Below are 20,302 nucleotides of genomic sequence, written 5' to 3'. Positions count from 1 at the left end.
GGCCCACCGCCCTCACAGACTCGTATGACAGCGGACCGCACGCTTATGGCCGCCCGCGCTGCCCGAGGTTTCCGTGTCGGGAGTGATCGACATCCTCGCGGCGAACGCGGAGCAGACCGAACGGCAGAACCGGCCCGCCGCGGCCAGCCTGCAGGCCGCCCGCTCCAGCGGCGTGTTCGCCCTTCGCACACCCGCCGCGTACGGGGGGTCCCCGAAGAGCGCCGGCGACATCGTGCACCTGATCGCCGAACTGGCTCGCGGCTGCCCGTCGACCGCCTGGCTCGCGAGCACGTCCATGGTCAGCAAGAGTATGATCACGTTCGGCGACTTCGGCGATCCGACGTTGAAGGAAGTGTTCGCCGACCCCGACGCGTTGTTCTGCGGGGTCGGCGATCCGACCGGCAGCGGTGTGAGCGGACCCGACGGCGTCCATGTGACTGGCCGCTGGGCGACCGTCTCGGGGTGCGAGGACGCGACGTGGGCATGTCTCGGCACGATGATCAACGGCGTGTTCTCACTCGTGCTGATCCCCATGGCCGACCTGGTCATCGATCGCTCGTGGGACGTGGCCGGGATGCGCGGCACAGGCAGTCACTCGGTGGTGGCCGAGGACGTGCTGGTCCCTGCGGCGCGGGTGGTGTCAGGCCAGGAACTGCACTACCCGCCTGACGCGAAAACCCTCCAACTGTGGGGGCTCAGCGTGCTCGCAACCGTCACCGGCTCGCGGACGGGTGGCAGGGGAGCACGGTCCGGTCGATCTTGGACAATCCCCGCTACACCGGCTACGCGTTCTTCGGGCGTTGGACCAAGCACGAGACGCTGCTCGATCCGGACGACGTGGCGGCAGGGCATGTGGTCCGGCGCGCGGAAGCGGACCGGGTGGTGCGCTCGCGGGAGCAGGCGCACCCGGCAGTCGTGTCGGTGGAGGACTTCACGCAGGCGCAGTTGATTCGCCGGTCGAAGGCCGCGGGAGGGCTCAAGGCGGCGCGGAAGACGGAGCGCAGTGGGCGGCGCACGACGCGGGCGTACCTGTTCCGTGGGCGGATCCGGTGCACGGTGTGCGGTCGGAAGATGGAGGCCAGCCCGCGAGCGCACGGGATGTACTACCGGTGTCCGGCGCGGACGCTGGCGCCCGGATCGCCGGCTCTCGCGTCGCATCCGCCCGCGGTCTACCTGCGGGAGGACCCCGTTCGGGACGCGGTGAACTCGTGGATCGGTCACCTCTTCGATCGGACGAACGTCGATCGGGCGATAGCGGCGCTGGTGGCGTCGCAGGACGGTGGCGCCGAGTCGGTCGGGTACGAGGCAGCGAAGAAGCGGCTTGCCGACGCCGAAGCCCGGCTCCGCCGGTTCCAGGCGGCCATCGCTTCCGGGGTGGACCCGGCCGCGCTGGTCGATGTGATCAACGAGGCTCAGGCTCAGCGGGCGGCCGCGCGGGCGGAGCTGGACGGCGCGCCGGCGCCGAACCTGCTCACCGACGCCGAGGTGTACGCCATGGTCGACTCGCTCGGTGACGTCGGCGCGGCGCTCGCTGACGTCAAGGAGGAGCGCCTGGCGGATCTGTACACCGCCATTGACCTGCAGGTTCGCTACGAGCCAGCTGAGGACGCCGCCGAAGTAGGCATCCGTCTGGGAAGACGGGTGAATAGTGCTGGTGTCCGAGGGGGGAGTTGCGCACTAACCACACGGCTCCGCTTGCATTGACGGCCAAGGTTGGCGGTCGCTCAGAGGCCGTGTAGCCAGGTCCCGGAACCGGGTGCAGCGGCGATCGATTGGCGACCGTCAGCGATCGTGAAGGATCGGTCCCCACCAGTCGACCCGGCTGGTCGGCCAGGTGATCATCGACAGCCTCGGCGGAACAATGGCTCGGGCGGCCGCGGTCGACGGCGGCCGGTGGCGGCTGGAGCTCACCGCTCCGGCCGGTCCGGCCATCGTGGCGACCTCACCGAACGGCGATGCGGCGTTCGACGCGCTCCGGTCCTGGTCGGCCGACGACGACTGGTGGCGCGAGGCATTTACCTGGTCGCCGCTCCCCTGACGTCCTGCGCGCGCTCGGCGGAGCGGGGGACGTCGCCGGTGTGTTCGGCGTGCTCGGTTCCCGATCGTCGAGCCGTGCAGCTAGTGGCTTGTCACGCAGCCTTGGCCGGGTAACTGGTCCATGTGCGGATCGGTGAGCCGACCGCGAAGTTGACCTTCGGCTGGGCTCGGATGTTGCGCCAGCGGACGTAGCTGGCGATAGCGGCGTTCTGCTCCTCGTGGCTGCGGTGATCGGTGCCGTTGAGCGTGAAGTAGCGCAGCGCGGCGAACTCGCTCTCGATCCAGTTCAACCACGAGCCGTAGGTGGGCAGGAACACCAACTCGACCTGGTTGGCGGTGCACCCTCGACCTGGTTGGCGGTGCACCGCTCGCGGAGGCGGGCGTGGCGGTGCGGGGAGAAGTTGTCGCAGACCACGTAGAGCTTCTCCCCAGGCCAGCGGCCACGTAGGACTTTGAGCAGGTCGAGGAACTCGATCCAGCGTTTGCGCTCGCGGATCCGGTAGAACAGCCGGCCAGTGCTTAGGTCCAGGGAGGCGAGCATATGCATCACCCCCGATGTGCGGGTGTAGGTCGCTCGCTGCCGGCGCGGCCGGCGCTGGGGCCGCCACGCTTTGCCCTTGCGGGGGTTGCAGGCTCAGCGGGCCGAACTCGTCGACGCAGATCACCCGCCCGTCGGCGGGTGGGTGGTCGTAGAGGTCCAAGACTTGGCGCATCTTGGGGATGAAGTCCGGGTCGGTGGAGGCCTTCCAGGTGGTCGTGGTCTGCCAGGACACGCCGCCGGCGTGCAGGATCCGCCGCAGCGTTTCTCGGCTGAGTTCGGCGACGACACCCTCGCGTAGGAGGTGGTCGCGCAGCTTGGCCAGCGACCAGGTGGAGAACGCGGTGATGCCCCAGTCGGCGGGGGACGTCCAAGCGATCCGGCAGATCCAGGCGCGGATCTGTTCACCGATCTTCTTCGGGCGTCCCCCGCTCGGTTTTGGGTCCAGCGCGTCGAACCCCCGCTCGTTGAACGCGTGGATCACGTCCCGCACGTAGTCGTCGCTGACCTGCAGCAACGAGGTGATGTCCCGAACGGTCTGGCCTTGGGCGGACATCAGGACCACGATCGCGCGCCGCATCCGCACCGGGTTGTGCGCGGTTCGCGTGATCCGCGCCAGCTTGCGGCCCTCATCCATCGACAACGACCGCACGAACACGCTCGGTCTGCGCGCCACGACCACCTCCGCACTCGACGTGCGCGCAGCCTCCCGAGACCAGCAGGCAAGATCAATTACCTGGTCGACACTGCGTGTCGAGCCACTAGGAACCTCGCCGCGCTTACCCAGCCAGGTGGCTCGAGCGCGCATCGCCGGACTCGTCGCCGAGCGCATCGGGCAGTCGGTGGAGCAGATCACCGATTTCGGCCGGGGCCGCTGGCTCGTCGCGCCCGAGGCTTGTGGTCTACGGCCTGGCTGACGACGTGATCGGCGACCGGGCAGGGGCCCCGGAGTCCGGTACCCCGGCGTAGTCGGGCAGCTCGACGTCGTTGATCACGCGCTCGACCAGTGCCATGAGGGCCGTCCTCGCTGGATGTAGCGACGTCGTTGGAATATGTCCAGTCCTGCCTCTGTCGGACGGCCGCGGCATCAACCTCCGGGAGCGAGGCGCGGAGGCGCAGCGACGAGCGGAGTCCACGTTGGAGTTCTGGATTGCGTGGTGGACACGCTTTTCGAGATCGATAGTCGGGATGTTCTTCGTGGGTGGGCTGCGGATCGAAGAAGGCGCCATCGGCGTGGCTCCGAGCCTGTGGCGGTGTCGGGTGTGCGGTTCGCGTTCTGCGGGCGGACCTCGACGGCGGACTATCAGGATCCAGTGTCGTCGCGGGCGTCGCAGGTTGAGATGGCGAAGTCGGTGATCGCCGAGCGCGGCGAGGTCGTGGTCGAGTTCTTCGACGTGGGCTGATCGCGGGCGGTGGCGTGGGAGCGGCGTCCGCGTGCGGCGGCGCTACTGGCGGTGGCGCGCGACGCGCGACGGTCGTTCGATGCAGTGGTCGTGGGGAAATTCGAGCGGGCCTTCTCCGCGCGCCAGTTCCTGCCGGTGGCCGAGATGCTCGCAAGTCACGGGATCCAGGTGTGGTTGCCTGAGGTGGACGGGCCGGTGGACCCCGCGGATCCGGTGCATCGCGCGCTGGTCACGGCGTTGGGGGCGAAGGCGCGACACGAGGTGGTGCGGGCGCGGCATCGGACGTTGGCGGCGATGCGGGCGCAGACGGTGGAGCAGGCCGGTTCCTCGGCGGGCGTCCGCCGTACGGGTATCGGCTCGTGGACGCGGGCCCGCACCCGAACCGGGCGGAGGCTGCGTGGGGTACGCGACCCCGCCGTATCCGAAACCATGATCCGCTGGGCCGCAATCAACACCATCACCCGCCGGATCGCCCGCGGACGCCCCGCGACGCGACAACAACGCCGCATATTCACACCGCAAGTTGCTCTCCTCAAACACGCTCCCAGATAGCGCCCGTTCTGGTAATCGCGATCCCACCAACCGCGGCAGAAAGCTCCACTCGTCGTTCCTCGACGTACCGGGGCAGCTTCGACCGCAGCCCTTGGAAGAAGTGACGTTCGTACGATATTCCGAAGTCGCCCACCCGGTTTACGGGAACCCCCGGAAGGCGCGAATCCGGCCGGTGCCGTCGCCATTCGTCCAGCGATCTCGACCGGGCGACGTCCCCGCCCTCGATCGAAGCGGCCAAGAGTCGCTCGGCAATCTGACGGGTCAGGAGGGTCGAGCCGTCGTCGGCGACGACATCCGCAAGAGGAACCGCCCGCGCCGCGACGTGTTCGGTGGCCGGAACCGCGTCCATCTGCACATACCGCCGCAACTCGAGTGCGGGGATCACCGAAGTCACAGATGAGCTCAGTTCCGCATCGATGGCGCCGAAAATCAGGTACACGACGGGAATATGATACTTCGCGCCAATCTCGAAAAGCGACGTCAACGATTCTCGCTCGGCTGCCCCAACGTGCACACTTCGCAGCCCGTCGGAACTCGAGTGGTATCGCAATGCGCGAACAAGCATTCCGAGCGACTCGCCGGAGGACTCGGTCCACCACCAGAGCCAGCAGATCGACGGTACGTGCTCGCTGCGCACCGCCTGACTCCGATGGAACTCGGTGAATGGCGCGGTTCCAGCCCAAAGAATCTCCAGTGCCGCCTCGGCGGTCCATGAGGACCGGTGCGCCGCAGAAATATGTTGCCGAACGTCGTTCTCCGCGCGGCGAAAGGACTCCGGCACGCTAGACGGACCTCCGCGATGCATACGCAAACTCTAACACAAGACTTGGGATCGGTCCGGTAGCCCTGTGTCTGCAGCAGTGGCCTGACCCCGGAGAGGTGCAGCGAGGCTACGTCGAACGTGAATTTCCGAGACCTGTGGGGGCTCCGTGCTCGGCACCAGGCGCGTAGGCGTTAGCCTGTATTGAGAACAACTCGAAGTACAAGCCTCGAGCCGCCATCAGCTCCGCATGCGTGCCGATTTCCGCGACCTCCCCCTTCTCGAGAACCACAATCGTGTCAGCATGGCGAACATTGGCCAATCTGTGAGTGACCAGAACGGTGATGTTCTCAGAACTGCCAGACTCTCGTAGTGCGCGGAATACGTCCCGTTCGGCTCGGGCATCGAGCGCAGCAGTCGGCTCATCGGCAACGACGACCGGCGCGTCACGATAGAGGCCGCGCGCGACGCCGAATCGTTGCCACTGCCCGCCCGAGAGCTCCAGGCCCGACTGGAACTGAGGAGACAGGATGGAAGAGTATCCGGACGGTAGTGTCGAAACCACACTGTCGGATCCCGATCTGCAGGCCGCATCGTGCAATGCGGCATCAGTTGGATCGGCACGGTCGAACCTGCCGATGCGGATGTTGTTCTCGGCGGTTGCGGGCCAGCGCAAGGGATTCTGCATGATCACCGCGACGTAACGGTGTAGGTCGCGCGGGTCTATCGACGAGATGTCAATACCATCCCACTTCACCGTACCGGCGGCCGGCAGGTACAGACCGGAGATCAACTTTGCCAGGGTGGACTTTCCCGATCCGTTCTCCCCGACAAGGGCCACGACCGCCCCGCGGGTAAGCGTTATGGACACGCCGTTGACGGCGGGCCGTTCTTGACCAGGGTAGCGAAAGATGATGTCCGAAAGTTCAATCCGCGACGGCGCAGCGGGGAGCTTTCCGGTAACTCCTCGACGTCGAGAACGCATGTCGTTGAGACAGGAGCGGTACAGGTCGACGGTCACTCCGCACTCGAACAGTTGTCCGAGGGTCGAGACGGCCACGGATATCATTGAGGCCGCCATCCGCAGAGCCAAGATCGCGGCACCGGCCAAGCCGAGCTGGAGCTGGCCCGCATAAACGAGAACGCCGATCGTCGAGAATCCTACGACCGAGCTCAAAGCGGACAGCAGGCGCCCGGCACCGCGTACTCGGCTCTGCCGAAGCCCGACTCGGATTCCCTCGGTCATCGCCGAATGGGAAATCGCCCGGTAGTCGCCCAGTACGACATCCTGGGCACCATATGCTCTCACCTCGGCGACATTGCGCCTGTTCGAGATGAGATCACTTGCAACATTCGATCGGCGGCTCTCCGAGTTCAGCTTGATCCACGATTCGAATCCCAGCTGCGCGGATCGCACGCTTGCCCAAGCTTGCGGCAACGCCGAGACGAGTGTGATGGGAACAAGGATCGGATGCAACAGGCCTGCGGTCAATATCGTCGAGAAAACCAATATGATCGACCCCGAAAGATCGCTGGAAAGCCGGACAGCCTGGCGAAACTGTCCGGCCGATCTCTGGACGACGCGAGCGACCAGATGCGTGAAATCCGGATCGTCGAACGCGACGATATCAGCTTCGATGAGCGCGGCGTACAGAGCATCCTCGGCCTGCTTCTCCACGATTGGTCCAATGTATGCCTGGACCATTCCGGCGGCAGCTGTAAGAATTCCGCGACAGGCAATTGCAATGGCCACGAAAATGATCGACGGTAACGCCGCCTCGAGCCGCTCAGCGTTTGGTCCGGCCTCCAGCAGCCGCGTAAAGACTTGCACAGTAGAAAGAAGTCCCAGTGCTTGTAGGCATCCGGCGACGACCTGTAGGACAACACATGTCGCGGTCAGCCCAGGGGCGGCGTTCCACGCGTGCTGAGCAACGCCAAGCAAAGATCGGGGGGCACTGCCAATAAGGCCGGAGACGCTCGCGCTACCCGCACCGTATCCGATAGCCCAATACGGCGTCTTGAGATCATCTGATCCGATCAGAACCGGGCCTGGCCCAGCCTTCATGCCCACCCGTGATCGAAACAAGCTGCCGAGGCTCATACTGTTCTCCCCGATTCGCTGATCTGTCCCGAATTCGCCTTGAAGGGGCATGTCGACCCACACTGCCGATACGACACATCACACCGCGAGCTGGTTGTTGAGCGAGTAGTCGTACCTTCGGCGAAGTATCGAGCTGCAGACCGCCTCCCAGTAGTTGGAATCGTGCGGGAAAAGTCGATTACAATGCATGTGCACGAAACTTCGGACGATTGTCGCGTACTGCTCGCTCGAGCCGCCAAGGATATCTCGCAAGGAATTGAGCGACGCCGCGCTGCTCGATCGCCAAGTCAAGGCTTCGGGAGACAGTCGGAGACTCGCGGATGAACCTTCTTGCACGGCAGCGATCTGCATGGAACGGTAGCGCCGCCCGGCGTCGTCCACCGCCGCCCGGGTTGCAGCCCGCGCTCGGGAGATCTCGCAGTGACGCGCGAAGCTGCGTCGCTCGCTCGTCGACAGGCCGGCGAGGTCGTATAGGGTGTCGATCTCCCACAATGCGCGATCAACTTGATGGGCGTCGACGTTGTCAATCAAATCCCCGACAATGTACGCACTGTCGGAGTGGAACCACTCTTCACAGATGCCGATACTCGAGGACCCGCCATACCGATCGAGCTCACGTGTATACCGATCGGCGATCACGGAGATCGACGGGCTCAAATTAGCTACCGTCTCGTACAGCCTGGGCAGGACGGCGCCCCATAGTCGAGCTGGGTCCATTCCGTGAACGCGAACACGCAAGTACGGATCACCGTCCGTGTATCGCACGAAGAACCAACTGTCCGCCGCGCCGGAGCCGATGCATTGGGCCACGCACTGGGCGACCGGCCCCACCAGCGAATTCATGCGGCTGAGGGAGATGTATATCCGCAGTGACAGCCAGGTCGACCCCGGCCCGAAGTAGCGGCCGTCCGTTCGAAGATCGATAATCGAGCTGGCGGCCGGATGATTCCGCTCCTGTGGTCCACGGGCTCCGGGTGATGATCCGACAAGAGAAGCTCGTTCGAACGTTGTAGTATTCTCTAGATTCCCGTTCGAGATTCCGATCTCGCGGAAGGAGACGGTTCCGTCTTTCAGTGCACGGCGCGTTACATCGTCGATGCCACAGCGTGATCCGAGATCGTGGACCTCGTGCAACGTCCCGTGTCGGACCTCTATGAATCGTGGTATGCGCTCTTTCCGCAGGGCTGGGCGCAACTCGTCGACGGGCATGCGCCACTGTCGAGGGGCGAGGACGATCTCTCGGCAAGTCACCCGGGGCAGGTACGGTGCGCGATCAAGGGTGCCCCAGTTCCACTGCACCGCACCGCCAGCCTCGGCCGAAAGGCCGTGAAGGAACTGCAGTATCGGATATGCAGCCATTTGTGAGCGCAGCGCGTTCTCGATGCTCGGGAGGATGCGTCGGCCCAGTGAGCTACTGTACAGCTCGACGGATCTTCCGCGAGATCGGAGTGCGAGATCGCTTACAGGTATCGAGGTGACCGCACGTCCGAAGGCATCCCTCCCTTGGGTGGGTGAGCCCAGGTCGATGCAGAACTGTCGCATTGTGGGACGGATCGCTACGTTCTGCGCCCGGCCTCGATAAAGTCCCCTTACCTCGGCGCGTATTACTGCGCCGTCGTCGATCTCCTCCTGTCGGAGAACGAACTCCCGGTAGATCTGCAGCAGTCCGTCGTCGAGGCCGCTGAATCGCCCGAGAATCGCCATCGATGCGGCGGCGACTTTGAACTCGACCCACTGCCGACTGTCGTGCATGGTCCGGTATCTGAGCAGCGCGAGCGACAGCGGGCGGGTCGGTAGCGACGGCGAGCGCTGATGCGCCGCGGCCACGGCAGCTTGGACGTCGACCTTCTCGGCGCTCCCGACGAACTGATGCAGGTCGACTTCACCGCGCGGCTGGCCGACGGCCGTGCCGTGCTGACGCGCAGCATCACTCAGATCCACACCGGAGCCTGGAGTGAATACCTCGCCCAGTGGGACGAACTGGTCCGGCCCGTAGTGCTTCTCGATCCATCGCTTCACGGCGAGGACGTTCTCGTGAAGTCCCATGGGGAAGATCGTACGAACAGCCGTCACCGCGCGCTCGAGCTCCGCGCCGGGCAATATGACACGGCTGGACTCGATGCGCCGAACGAGACGGGCGCCAGCTACAGCGTCCACGTGCAGGTCGACAGCTTGACTGGAGATCTCAGCCATCGTGGCAACACTACGCCGATAGGCGCCAGGTTGGTTGGAAGAGAACCGATCTATTCTTTTCACCGCAGCTGACACGCGCTGCAATGACCCATCGAGATCAGCCCAGTACTGGTGGGACGCACCGGCTCTTGACCGCATCTCACCGGCGAGGGACAACAGGCTGGAAAATGGGTCGAATGTCATTGGTATGTCATCGAGCTCTGTCAAAAGAACGCCGTTCCCGATCAGGTCCCCGAGGTATGCAACAACGGCGTTGCGGGCGGCGCCGGTGGCGGATTCAATGAACCGGACGACATCCGGATATGCTGTCCAATCGGTGCAGTGGCGGAGTATTCGCCGAATGAGGGCGACGTCATTGAAAATGATGAGACCTTCAGCGTCGGATTTGATGTTGCAGGCGATGACGAGGCGTGCGCCGTCATCGAAGACCGATCGGTTACCGATGATACGCAGCCCGGAGATCGCCGTAGGGTTCTCCCGAACCTCGTGACACAAGTTCCGTACCCAACTGGCCGACGGTCGGACGCACCGACAGAAGGGGTGCCCGTCTCCCGGCGTGCCGACCGCATCTACCGGCGCAAACCCAACGCCGCTGAATAGCCCGTACGGTGTCGGCCGGAAGAGCGCACGCATCCCGAATCGATAGAGCGCACGATACAGTCGGTCCAACTTCTTTCGGCTGAGGTCATCAAGGGCAAGCCGATCCAACTGTCTTCCGAGATCGGGCGCGGCCACCTCGACAGCTTCGCGAAAATCTCCGACCTGCAAGACTTCCCGGAGCGCGTCCCGATCCTCGCGTTCAACAGCGTCCAGTACGCTTGCGACCTGGCTGTGGTCGAGCAACGTGACGCGGAGAACCGCAGCGGCACTGTGAGTCGAAGCCAATGTAGTCCTCATGACAGGCAGAAGACGGAATCCCAGGTCGGTTCCACATCGCTTGCGGCCAGCGACAACGCGAGTGTAACGCCAAGCGCTCCTTCGAGGAGGCCATATCCGGTTCTGCGCACCAGGGCAGTATGGTCGTGGGCTATGCCGGTCAACGCATCAGCGAGCTGTTGACCCAACGTGAGAAACCGCTCGTCCTCGGTCGCGTTGAACAGGCGGGCCGCGATCATGAGCAAGCCGGCCGCGCCGTGACACAGGCCCGGCATGAGACGGTCGCCTGCCTGAAGTCCGCGCTTGATGCCAGCGAGCGCGATCTCGAGCCATCGTGTGGCCTCGGCCGGCCGCCCGGCGCTGAGCCAGCACAGGCCGATGGCCGCGCCGACCCCGGCTTCCCCGTAGCACCAGGCGAATGATCTCTCGTGCTCGACGCCCTTCGGCCCGCTGAATCGTGGCAGCCGCACGGCTGGTCGCGGGTGTTCGTCATCCCGGGTCGAGTGCCGATCCAGCGCCGAAGTGACGGAAGTCAGTATTGTGGTGGCTGCGGTGCGGTTGCCGAGATCCGCTGCGTACCGCACCAGCGTGGCCGCCGCACCGGAACATCCGTGGGCAATACCCCAGTCGACGTAGTACTCATCCGCCACTGATGGTATGACCGCGCGGCGTGACGATCTCACTGGCGTCCTCCAGTATCCGGCCGGGTCCAGGCTGTCAACGAGCCACCCGGCACTGCGACAATGGTTTCGCCGCGTGCTGGACGTGGAAATGAGTACTCGCGCCAACTGGACAACGCCAGCCATCCCTCGAATGAGGTCGAACTCGTGTTCGGTAGGTCGATCCACGCCGCCGGTGAGTCCGTCGACCAGAGCGTTGCGCAGTCCGTCCACAGTCATGGCATGCGTCGGGCTCGTGCGGGCCAGCGCCCAGAGGGCACCGCTGTGTCCGGTGAAGAGAGACGGGCTGATGGCCGGATCACTGGTGACCCGCTGCGCAAGAAGTTCGAGGCGGGAACGAGCCTCCCGATTGCGCTTCCCGTGGTAGGCCGCCACGTACTGGTCGTGGACGACCGCACCCGCCAAGCCGCCTGCCAGACCGACCGAACCCGGGTGAGTGGAGGTCCGCGCACGATCGGCCAGCGTCGTTACCGCCAGACCGGCCAAGCGCTGAGCGGCGATGATCGCGGCCGATGCGTCTTTGCCTTCGAGGAGTGGTTTCCAGTTCACGGGCGACTACGCGGCCGGACCGTGAGGGATACCTTACCAACTCGCGTGCGCCATCCGGAGACGTCCTCGGTATCGGCGTCGATTCCGTTGTCTCGCGGTATCCGGACCGTGAAGTCCGCAACCCGCGGCCGACCGAGTCGCTGCCATTCCTCGATTATTCCGAGGAGCCTGTCCCGCAGCCCGTCGCCCTCCGGTCCGGTGGACACGATGGCACCGGGAACAGCGAGCGCGGTCGACTCGTTCTCGTCCGTCGAGAGTCCGAACCCAGTGGCCAGCTTCGCGCCGTCAGCAGCCACGACAACCGCGTTTTCGACCTGGTCGCATTCGAGCGATGCAAAGAACTTCACGTCGAACAAGTCTCTCGCCTTCGACAGGTCCGTTGGCGATGACTTCAGGTTCCCGGGGCCGTCAACACGGACGACCCGCAGCGCGGTGTGCAGCTCGCTGATGCCGGGCCCCACCGCCGGCATGAAGTCGGCGTACGAGACATAGGTGCCATCCCACCGGGCAGCAGCGGCATTCTTCGTCAGTCGTACCAGCGGGTGCCCCGGTCCTTGCCGGAGCGGAACGACGACGACGCCGCCGTCCACGATGCCGTCCCACCAGGAAGCCGGTATGCAGGGGAAACCTGCTGTCACGATCATTCGGTCGGCGACCGCCGGGCGACTCGCCGTGATATCGTCGGCGTTGATGACGACGACGTTTCGGCAGCCAGCGCGGCCGAGGTTCGACCGTGCCGCTTCGGCGATATCTGGTGAGGACTCGAAAGAGTAGACGCGCCCGCGGGCGCCGACGATGGCCGATAGCAGGGCGGCGTTATAGCCGGTTCCGGTTCCGATTTCAACAACGGTCTCGCCGGGCTGGGCGCCGAGTGCCTGTAGCATGGACACCATCAGGCCGGGCATTGAGGACGAGCTTGTCGGGCGTCTGGTCACCGGGTCGAACTGCGTCGTCAGCGGAGCATTGCTGTAGATCCGCTCCAGGCCGTCCTGCGAAGGATTCGAGTTCGAGAATTCGAACCACTGGTACTTTCCGCCGCTCGGCGCATAGTAGCCGTTGATGAACGCTGCCCGGTCGGTCGCCGTAAACGCCTCTCGCACCAGATCGGATATCGGACCCCCAACGGCCTCGACGGACCGCAATACGGAGTCATTGTAGCGGGTTCGGGCTTGTTGCCTGGAGGCCATGTTGTCACGCCATTCGTATATCCCTCGCCGGCAACGGTCGCCGACGGGATGCTCGGTAAGTGCTCGCCATGACGCGTGCCGCCGGGGAACCCAATTAGTTCGGATGCCCGGCGGCACGGTCTCACGAGGTGTGCCCCAATCTGCGCGTTATCTGCAGGTCGACTAGTAAACCCGCTGCGGGCAGATGGTGGTCGGCTCCGGCTCTCCGCAGATTTCGATGGACGTGCAATCCTGCCATGAGGGGTTGCACAAGTCTGTATCGCACGTCAGGTCCGTTACTGCTTGCGTAGTCACCGGGCGTGCGCTACTGAAGCGCTTGACAGTCTCCGCCTCGAACTTCAGGGTGCCGATCGGATCCCGATCGGTCACAACTGCTTCTGTCATGGCGTTTCCCCCAATTCTGTCTCGTTGTGAGTGACGCTCCTGCACTATTCATAGTATGGGAGCTGATTCGGTGAGTCAACTGCTTCTCTGATATTCGGGAACCTGTCTCCTGACGCATCTACGGCGTGGACCCATGCAATTCGGCCTGCCCTTGGCGATGGGTCGACGCCGACGACGACGTGGCATTTCTTCGGAGCGCGGGACGGTATCGGCAGCGTCGATGAAGCCGCCATCTGTTCGGCGATCTCCATCGCGCCCCGCATCTGCCGCCGCTGTGTCAGCCCGTTCCAGAATTCGACCGAATGCGCCCCCGATGTCTGGAGCCCGCGATCCGTCTTCCTGGCCGACGGGTGCGGGCGCCAGGGCCCAAATCGCTGCGAGGCCGTTGACGCTCGATGTCATACATGCGTCACTCCATTGGCTTCTGAGTGCCGGGAGCGCAGTGACGCTGTCAAGCGGAGCTTGGCAGTCGACACGGAACATTCGGCACGAGTGGGTGTCGAGCAGGAGTTGCGGACGGTGACCGACAGTAGAACACCGACCGCCGTCCGTGGGCCCGTTTCGGAAAACTCCCGAGGGATCATCCCGCTCGTCGGCATGCCGTGCGACAGGGTGGGCCGTCGCCCGGTCTACCTCGTCTTCGCGTTCCCGGGTCTTCTGGCTGCTCAACACGCGTGAGCCCGCGCTGGTCATCGGCGCGTTGGTGCTGGCGTACGGGTTCGGGATGAAGGTCCTGCTGTCGGCGTCGGGCGTGTACCTGGCCGAGCTGTTCGACACGCAGAGCCGCAGCACCGGGATCACCCTCGCGCGCACCAGCTCCGACCCGATCGGCGGGCTGACCCGACTCATCGCTACCGCGCTACTCGCATGGTTGGGCGCCTACCTATCGGTGGCGCTGTTCCTCCTGATCTTCGTCCTCATCGGACTCGTCTCGGTCTACCTTGGCCGCGAGACCCACGACGCCGCGTTCGAGAGCGATCCGGCGCCCGTGCTGGTCGAGGAGTCGCGCGCTGATGCCGATCGCCTCTTCAGACGACCGCGCCGCTGGCGTTCCGGGTGCGGCCCCCGTCAGCCCGCGACCGGTCGGATGCGCGCCGAGCGAGAGGTCGCCGAAGCGGACGCCCGAGGCCGCGCCATTGCCGATCCGTACGGCTTTGCGCCGCGGCACGCTGGCACTGCTGGGCTGACGCAGCCCGCGGCGCCGGCGGCTAGGAATGGCTTCGGCTTGGCCGCCGCCATCATCGCGCCCGTCGGGATCTTGTTCGGTCTTGTCCCGCTGACCGGGTTCATCGCCGTGATCTGCGCCTTGGTCGCCATTCCGCTCGCTCTCGTCGGCTGGTCGCGCGTTCGCAAGGGCATGGCTACCAACGGGACGACCGCGATGACCGGTCTGCTGTTGGGGGCGGGCGCGTTGGCACTTGGTGTCTGGGGGATCACCATCGTGTTCGGGGCGGTCGACCAGCTCGCCGAGGACCTGTCCAGCCCGGCGCCCATCGCCGCCCCGCCGGTGCCCGGGCCGGATGGGCAGCAGCCCGCGATCGAGGCCGAGCGGCCTGCCGGCGCTGCTGCGCCGGCGGTCGCAGCGTTCGGACAGCGAGTCACGTTCGACGACGGGCTCGCCGTCGAGGTCGCCGCGCCTCAGCCGTACAAGCCGAGTCGGTATGCGGCGAGCCACGACGGCGACCACGCCATCACGTTTTGACATCACCGTAGTCAACGGGTCCGAGGAGCCCTACGACGCCGTGATGACGGTGGTGAACGCCACGCACGGTGGGCGCCAGGTGTCGAGGATCTTCGACAGCGCTAACGGTGGCAGCGAGAACCCCGCCGGGACGGTGCTGCCCGGTAAGTCGACCATGTTCACCATCGCGTTGTCGCTCAGGGAGGCGGCGGACGAGCTCCAGCTCGAGGTCACCCCCGGCTTCCTCGGCGAGCCAGCCATCTTCACCGGGCAGGTGTGATGTGGGCGGCACAGCGAAGGCGTGGATCGGCGTCTCGGGTTCGTCGTCATCGTGGGCTCGTGTCAGAACGCGCTCCATCACGACGACGATCTGCCGGCTACGTTCTCGGCTCTCTCGGCAATGACGTCGAGCCCGTCCGCTGACAGACCCACTACCGCGCCCAACGCAGCGGCAGTCGTCGCGGACGCGGCGGTTCCGGAGCCGCCCGGTGGGGTCGTGACGATGATGCGCGTCGTCGGCTGATGCCGCGCCCGAGCTCGGCGACATCGAGGGCGCTGATCGGGTCACGAATCGCGTCGGCGCGTCACTTCTTGCTGCGCGGCGTGCGTGTCGCGGCGGTCGTCGATGGCTGCTTCTGGCATAGCTGTCCTGACTGCAGCCATCTTTCCAACACCAACGCCAGCTGGTGGCGTCTGAATTTCTGTGGCATCGCCCGTCGCAACCGCGACACCGACACGAAGATCCCGGCGAAGCGACCGAGGCGATAGAACAGCTCGTGCTCGACCGAACCACCGGGAAGCAGCTGCTCCAGACCCGGCTGTGCAAGGACGGGCGTGTCCCAGTGGGACTTGAATCCCCACGCCTGTGACCAGCGCATACTGCGCGAGAGCACGTAGAGCCAGCGAGAACCCGCTGGTCAGAGACCAGATCTAGTGTCCGAGGGGGGAATTGATCATCCGGATGTGGCACACCTGCGCAATGCAAGTGTCCATACATTTAAAAGTACAGCATCGCGCAGTCGTAGTCGCAGGCGAAAGTAGTCGATCTCCTGGGCTTCAAGTCCGGTGTCAGGCGGCGGTGCTCGGTGAGCGAGGCGAAGGTTCGTTCGACCGCCCAGCGGCGCGGGATCATGGCGTACCCGCGCGGGTCGGCAGGCTTGCGCAGGATGTGCGGCGTGCGGATGAAGCACGCTGCTCGACCGATCTCTTGCATGACCCCAACCGTCGAAGGGTGACAGCGGTCGGAAACAAGGGGCGTGCGAAGGGGGATCGGTGATGCGTTCTCGGGTGTGGAAGATCGTGCTGGCGGTCGTTGCGGTGCCGGTCGTGATCGGCGCGCTGATCGGGGTGCAGATCGTGAACGAGAGGGGCTGCTCGGCGGAACGTCTGGGTGATGAGGTCGCCGCTCGTGCCTCCGCGATGTGGCTCGACGCGGCAGTCAGCAGGCTCGACGGTGTGCGTGAATCCGCCATCACGTACTTCGGCTGCCGAGACGTATCGACCGCCGTGGTGGTGTTCGAACCCACCGCCGGGCCTGACGAGGTTGCTGCGGTCGCGCGCCGCACCATCGACGGTCTGCGGGGGAGCGCCTTCGCCGGTGTCGACGTGTCCCCTTGTTCTCCTACAACATGGTCGCCATCACGGCGCACCACAGGGCCGGCGCGTTCAGCCTGAGCACCACCGCCAATCTCATCGGAGACCTGGACGGTCTCGCCCTACCGCCGGCGGAGGACCTCCTCGCTGAGGTTCGGGCCTGGGCCGAGCTGACCGCGCGCTACCCGGCGGCGACGGTCGAGCTCGGCTCGGGGAACGCGACCTACTGGGACCGAGTGGTCGAGGTCTGAGGGATCGAGCCCGGCTCGGTCGTAGCCGTCTTCGACGTGCTGAAGGAGTTGGGCTTGCCCGAACGCACCGAGATAGGGTGGTCGGTCTGCACCAGCCCGATACCGAGCAGCCCGCGGGATGGAACCACCACGTCGTTCACGGTGGCGGGCCCACTTCATGAGCAGGCGGTCACCACGACGGTCGCGATCAGCGATCGCCTCGCTCTGCCGACTCCCGCCGACACGGTCCACGCCACCCTGAGCTGGGGTTCCGAGTCGGAGGACGGGAGCCCCCCGCGGCTGAAGGCATTCGTCGAGCTCTCCCTCGGCGAGCTGAGTGACGTACCGCACGACCGGATCAGAGGGGTGTTCCCGACCAGCTCTGCGCCTGGGAAGGCCGAGGAGATCGACACCATCCTGGGGGCTGCCGGGCTGCCGTACGAGCTGGAGGTCCGTGTCGCCGGAATAAAGTGTCGTACGACTTGGGGGGTCAGTCGTCCTGCGGTCGCTCACGCGGGGCGACTTGAGTGCCGGTAGCGCCCCTCCTGTCTGGGTCATGATCCGACAGACGGCAGAGAGGGGTGACAGAGGGCTCCGGATGACCGACAAAGAATCCGTTCGTGTGAGGCTAGAGGTTGAGCTCGACGTCGAGGTACTCGACCTGGCCCTCCTCCAGGCTGCTGCGCTGAAGAAGATCGACGCCTCCGAGTTTGCCGTGGATGAGGGCGACGATGCGGAAGCGCTCAAGGGGGCCGGACGGCGAGCTTCCGGCGTGTGAGCCCAAGCCAAGGCGCGCCGTCAACGAACATGTAAATGCGGCGCAGCGATTCCTCAGGTGCCCGCGACTCCTCGGTGAATTTTGCGAAGAACGCATCCTCGTCCATGTCGCCCTCCGTCCTCGAAGGCGAAGGACTGGCGGCCGCTCTCGTGACCGCCGCATTCTCGACCGCACCGGGATGAGACCCAGGCTCGGCGACACCAGAAGTTAGAACCTCGCCGAGGTGGTGGCACTCGCTGAGCTGCCCGACGGCGTCCGCGGCTACGAGGACGTCAAGCTCGGCCGTCGCAGCGTTCCGCGACGCGCTGGCCGCCGCACTTGACGGTCTCGTCGCGGGGGGCGCGTGTGTGACGTCGCCACGATGATCCTCCAGGCGAGCCGGCTACCGAAATGGTTCAGCGGGGCACATAGGCCGGGGTGACGTGCCTTTTCGCCCGGCACCTCCGCGCCACAGCCACACCACCGCGAGGTCGAGTCCGCGATCAACCCGTCAGAGCTGGGTCAGGCCCTCGAGGGTTTGACGAATCGACTCCTGCGAATGCCGCTCCATGATCTCCTGCGCGAGGGTCAGGTCCATTCGGCGCATGGCCGCGACGAGGTCGCGGTGGTCGCGGAACTCCTGGTTGCTGGTGACCCGTCTGTCGAGCGACGGCACCAGGTAATGCATGCGCCTGGCCTCGTCGACCAGGGTCTGGAGTGTCTTCTCGGCGCGACGGTTGCCGGCCAGCTTTGCGATCCCCATGTGGAACGCGGCCGCCGCGCCCATGGCTGCTTCGGCATTGCCGATTGCGGCGACCTGGGCATCGATGTGGCGGTCGAGGACATCGAGCTGATCAGGGGTGCTCCGCTTCGCGGCCTCTGCGACGAGGGCCGGTTCGATCATCTGCCGCATGGCGAAGATCTCTCGCACGTCGTCGAAGCGGAACGGCCGGACAAGGTAGCCCTTGCGCGGGATGACGAGTACCCACCCGTCGTGGACGAGGAGTCGCAGCGCCTCGCGCACGGGCGTCTTCGACACTCCGTACTCCTCCGCGAGTTCGTGCTCGAGGAGCAGTGACTCCGGGCGTCGGCGGGCGGTGAGGATCTCTTCCTTGAGCCGTGAGTAGGCGCGATCGGTGAGGGACAGGCGCGCCTCTTGCTGTTCGCTCACGGGATCCTGCCTGGTCGAGACGGAGTGGCCGGTCAAGGGTAGCCGAGGGTTGACACGAAGTGTGGCGGTTGCCATAGTCCTCGCACACCCAAGAAGTACCCAAGATATATCACTGCCAGATCTTGCCAGACGCGAGCCATGAGCCGAGCGGTCTGCGCCGAGATGCCGCACGCGACCGGAGTGACTCCTCGAAGGGGCGGAGCATGGGCAGGACCGCAGCGGACAAGATCTGGGGCGCGCACGTGGTGCAGGCGGCCGACACCGGAGCGGACCTGATCTACATCGATCTGCACCTGCTGCACGAGGCCAACACCGCGCAGGCGTTCGCCGAGCTGCGTTCCGCTGGCAGGACGGTCCGCCGGCCGGAGCTGACGCTGGGCACCGAGGATCACATGACGCCCACCGGGACTTCCGCGCTCCTGCGGCCGGAGCCCACGGACGAGAGACTGACCCACATGCGGCGCAACTGCCGCGACTTCGGCATCGAGCTGTTCCAGCTCGGAGACGCGGGCCGGGGGATCACGCACGTGATCGGACCCGAGATGGGGCTCTCCCAGCCGGGGATGACGATCATCTGCTGCGACTCGCACACCACGACTCACGGGGCCTTCGGTGCGCTGGCGTTCGGAGTGGGTACCAGTCAGGTCGAGCATGTGCTGGCGACGCAGACCCTGCGGATGCGTCGGATGAAGAACATGCGGATCACCGTCGACGGCGTCCTCTGCCCCGGTGTGACCGCGAAGGACCTCGCCCTTGCCGTCATCGAGCGGATCGGGACGGCCGGCGGTCAGGGCCACGTGATCGAGTACGACGGCCCGGCGGTGCGGGCGCTGTCCATGGAGGGGCGGATGACCCTTTGCAACATGAGCATCGAGGCGGGTGCCCGAGCCGCGCTCGTCACACCGGACGATGTCACCTTCGCCTATCTGCGCGAGCGGAAGTACGTGCCGGCCGGCGCCGACTTCGACCGGGAGGTCGACTACTGGTCCGGCTTCGTCAGCGACCCCGACGCGGCCTTCGACAAGGAGGTCCGCCTGGACGCGACCGTGCTCTCACCGCGGGTGTCGTGGGGGACCAACCCGGCGCAGAGCGTCCCCCTGGACGGGGTCGTTCCCGCACCGGCCGAGTTCGCCGACGTCGACGAGCGGCGTAGCGCCGAGCAGGCGCTGGCCTATATGGATCTCGAGCCCGGTACACCGCTGAAGTCCGTGCCGATCCAGGTCGCGTTCATCGGCTCGTGCACCAACGGCCGGATCGAGGACCTCCGCGCGGCCGCCGAGGTGTGGAAGGGGCGCCGCGTCGATCCCGACGTGCGCGTCCATCTCGTACCGGGCTCGGAGGCCGTCCGACGGCAGGCCGTCGACGAAGGCCTCGACGTCATCTTCGCGGCCGCCGGGGTCGAGTTGCGCCACACCGGATGTTCCATGTGCATCGGCCTCCTCGACAAGGTCGAGCCGGGCCTGCGATCGGCGTCCACCACCAACCGCAACTTCGAGGGCCGCCAAGGCAGCGGAGCGCGGACACACCTCGTCTCGCCCGCGGTCGCGGCGGCGAGCGCTGTGCTCGGCCGCCTCGCCGAGCCGAGCGACCTCGACGCCGTCTGAGAGGAC

20 protein-coding genes and 2 pseudogenes are annotated in these 20,302 nt (G+C 65.7%); 13 read left to right on the top strand and 9 right to left on the bottom strand.

From position 1 onward, the window contains the following. Nucleotides 1–73: 73 nt before the first annotated feature. The 4 genes and pseudogenes from K1T35_RS49290 to K1T35_RS34610 form a co-directional block, all read left to right on the top strand. A pseudogene (locus K1T35_RS49290) lies at nt 74–313 on the top strand (acyl-CoA dehydrogenase family protein); the annotation flags it as partial. Nucleotides 314–687: 374 nt separating this feature from the next. Further along, nucleotides 688–897 (top strand): annotated as a pseudogene (locus K1T35_RS49285) (recombinase family protein); the annotation flags it as partial. Nucleotides 898–915: 18 nt separating this feature from the next. After that, nucleotides 916–1,704 (top strand): zinc ribbon domain-containing protein, encoded by a 789-nt coding sequence (locus K1T35_RS34615; protein ID WP_255622808.1) that lies wholly within the window; start codon nt 916–918, stop codon nt 1,702–1,704. A gap of 130 nt (nt 1,705–1,834) precedes the next feature. Next, nucleotides 1,835–2,038, top strand: coding sequence for a hypothetical protein (locus K1T35_RS34610; protein ID WP_220255955.1), 204 nt, complete (start codon nt 1,835–1,837; stop codon nt 2,036–2,038). 91 nt (nt 2,039–2,129) lie between these two features. Here the strand turns inward: K1T35_RS34610 and K1T35_RS34605 are convergent, their stop codons facing one another. After that, nucleotides 2,130–3,251, bottom strand: a complete 1,122-nt coding sequence (locus K1T35_RS34605; protein ID WP_255621054.1) for an IS630 family transposase — start codon at nt 3,249–3,251, stop codon at nt 2,130–2,132. A gap of 586 nt (nt 3,252–3,837) precedes the next feature. On the opposite strand from K1T35_RS34605, the gene K1T35_RS49280 reads away from it, so the two are divergent. Together K1T35_RS49280 and K1T35_RS34600 are read left to right on the top strand one after the other, a co-directional pair. Further along, a complete protein-coding gene (locus K1T35_RS49280) occupies nt 3,838–3,978 on the top strand; it encodes a hypothetical protein (RefSeq protein ID WP_255621053.1) in 141 nt (46 codons plus the stop codon). Between the two features lie 51 nt (nt 3,979–4,029). Beyond that, nucleotides 4,030–4,530, top strand: coding sequence for a hypothetical protein (locus tag K1T35_RS34600; RefSeq protein WP_255621052.1), 501 nt, complete (start codon nt 4,030–4,032; stop codon nt 4,528–4,530). On the opposite strand, the gene K1T35_RS49275 is transcribed toward K1T35_RS34600, so the two are convergent. The 5 genes from K1T35_RS49275 to K1T35_RS34580 all read right to left on the bottom strand — a co-directional run bounded on the left by K1T35_RS49275 (nt 4,511) and on the right by K1T35_RS34580 (nt 12,876). Continuing rightward, on the bottom strand, nt 4,511–5,311 hold the full coding sequence (locus tag K1T35_RS49275; protein WP_255621050.1) for a hypothetical protein: 801 nt from the start codon (nt 5,309–5,311) through the stop codon (nt 4,511–4,513). The genes K1T35_RS34600 and K1T35_RS49275 overlap by 20 nt on opposite strands. Before the next feature lie 109 nt (nt 5,312–5,420). Continuing rightward, nucleotides 5,421–7,391, bottom strand: coding sequence for an ABC transporter ATP-binding protein (locus K1T35_RS34595; protein ID WP_220255954.1), 1,971 nt, complete (start codon nt 7,389–7,391; stop codon nt 5,421–5,423). A gap of 78 nt (nt 7,392–7,469) precedes the next feature. After that, on the bottom strand, nt 7,470–10,481 hold the full coding sequence (locus K1T35_RS34590) for a lantibiotic dehydratase (RefSeq protein ID WP_220255953.1): 3,012 nt from the start codon (nt 10,479–10,481) through the stop codon (nt 7,470–7,472). Beyond that, the gene (locus K1T35_RS34585; RefSeq protein ID WP_220255952.1) at nt 10,478–11,689 is read right to left on the bottom strand and encodes a lanthionine synthetase LanC family protein; all 1,212 of its coding nucleotides are present in this window, start codon (nt 11,687–11,689) and stop codon (nt 10,478–10,480) included. The genes K1T35_RS34590 and K1T35_RS34585 overlap by 4 nt, the downstream gene beginning before the upstream one ends. Further along, nucleotides 11,686–12,876 (bottom strand): hypothetical protein, encoded by a 1,191-nt coding sequence (locus tag K1T35_RS34580; protein ID WP_220255951.1) that lies wholly within the window; start codon nt 12,874–12,876, stop codon nt 11,686–11,688. The genes K1T35_RS34585 and K1T35_RS34580 overlap by 4 nt, the downstream gene beginning before the upstream one ends. Before the next feature lie 1,108 nt (nt 12,877–13,984). Between K1T35_RS34580 and K1T35_RS34575 the strand changes: the two genes are divergently transcribed. Next, nucleotides 13,985–14,962: a hypothetical protein gene (locus K1T35_RS34575; protein ID WP_220255950.1), complete on the top strand. Its 978-nt coding sequence runs from the start codon at nt 13,985–13,987 to the stop codon at nt 14,960–14,962. Nucleotides 14,963–15,005: 43 nt separating this feature from the next. Then, nucleotides 15,006–15,221: a hypothetical protein gene (locus tag K1T35_RS34570; protein WP_220255949.1), complete on the top strand. Its 216-nt coding sequence runs from the start codon at nt 15,006–15,008 to the stop codon at nt 15,219–15,221. A gap of 304 nt (nt 15,222–15,525) precedes the next feature. Here K1T35_RS34570 and K1T35_RS34565 read toward each other — a convergent pair whose 3' ends face one another. Beyond that, nucleotides 15,526–15,834, bottom strand: a complete 309-nt coding sequence (locus K1T35_RS34565) for a hypothetical protein (RefSeq protein WP_220255948.1) — start codon at nt 15,832–15,834, stop codon at nt 15,526–15,528. A gap of 104 nt (nt 15,835–15,938) precedes the next feature. Beyond that, nucleotides 15,939–16,154: a hypothetical protein gene (locus tag K1T35_RS34560; protein WP_220255947.1), complete on the bottom strand. Its 216-nt coding sequence runs from the start codon at nt 16,152–16,154 to the stop codon at nt 15,939–15,941. Nucleotides 16,155–16,216: 62 nt separating this feature from the next. Here K1T35_RS34560 and K1T35_RS34555 point away from each other — a divergent pair, with 62 nt between their 5' ends. Genes K1T35_RS34555 through K1T35_RS34540 form a run of 4 tightly spaced genes read left to right on the top strand, consistent with a single transcriptional unit; the run spans nt 16,217 to nt 17,542 of the window. Next, nucleotides 16,217–16,615, top strand: a complete 399-nt coding sequence (locus tag K1T35_RS34555) for a hypothetical protein (RefSeq protein ID WP_220255946.1) — start codon at nt 16,217–16,219, stop codon at nt 16,613–16,615. Beyond that, nucleotides 16,570–16,785 (top strand): hypothetical protein, encoded by a 216-nt coding sequence (locus K1T35_RS34550; RefSeq protein WP_220255945.1) that lies wholly within the window; start codon nt 16,570–16,572, stop codon nt 16,783–16,785. The genes K1T35_RS34555 and K1T35_RS34550 overlap by 46 nt, the downstream gene beginning before the upstream one ends. Before the next feature lie 36 nt (nt 16,786–16,821). Next, nucleotides 16,822–17,301: a hypothetical protein gene (locus K1T35_RS34545; RefSeq protein WP_220255944.1), complete on the top strand. Its 480-nt coding sequence runs from the start codon at nt 16,822–16,824 to the stop codon at nt 17,299–17,301. A 19-nt stretch (nt 17,302–17,320) separates the two neighbouring features. Beyond that, on the top strand, nt 17,321–17,542 hold the full coding sequence (locus tag K1T35_RS34540; protein ID WP_220255943.1) for a hypothetical protein: 222 nt from the start codon (nt 17,321–17,323) through the stop codon (nt 17,540–17,542). A gap of 490 nt (nt 17,543–18,032) precedes the next feature. Here K1T35_RS34540 and K1T35_RS34535 read toward each other — a convergent pair whose 3' ends face one another. Further along, on the bottom strand, nt 18,033–18,767 hold the full coding sequence (locus K1T35_RS34535) for a GntR family transcriptional regulator (RefSeq protein ID WP_220255942.1): 735 nt from the start codon (nt 18,765–18,767) through the stop codon (nt 18,033–18,035). A gap of 128 nt (nt 18,768–18,895) precedes the next feature. Here K1T35_RS34535 and leuC point away from each other — a divergent pair, with 128 nt between their 5' ends. Beyond that, nucleotides 18,896–20,296 carry a 3-isopropylmalate dehydratase large subunit gene (gene leuC / locus K1T35_RS34530; RefSeq protein WP_220255941.1) on the top strand — a complete coding sequence of 467 codons (1,401 nt, stop codon included), beginning with the start codon at nt 18,896–18,898 and terminating at the stop codon, nt 20,294–20,296. Nucleotides 20,297–20,302 lie beyond the last annotated feature (6 nt).

The organism is Pseudonocardia sp. DSM 110487, from assembly GCF_019468565.1.
Classification (GTDB): Bacteria; Actinomycetota; Actinomycetes; order Mycobacteriales; family Pseudonocardiaceae; genus Pseudonocardia.
Note: the sequence above shows the minus strand (reverse complement) of the source record. Positions and strands in the feature narration are given on the sequence as shown.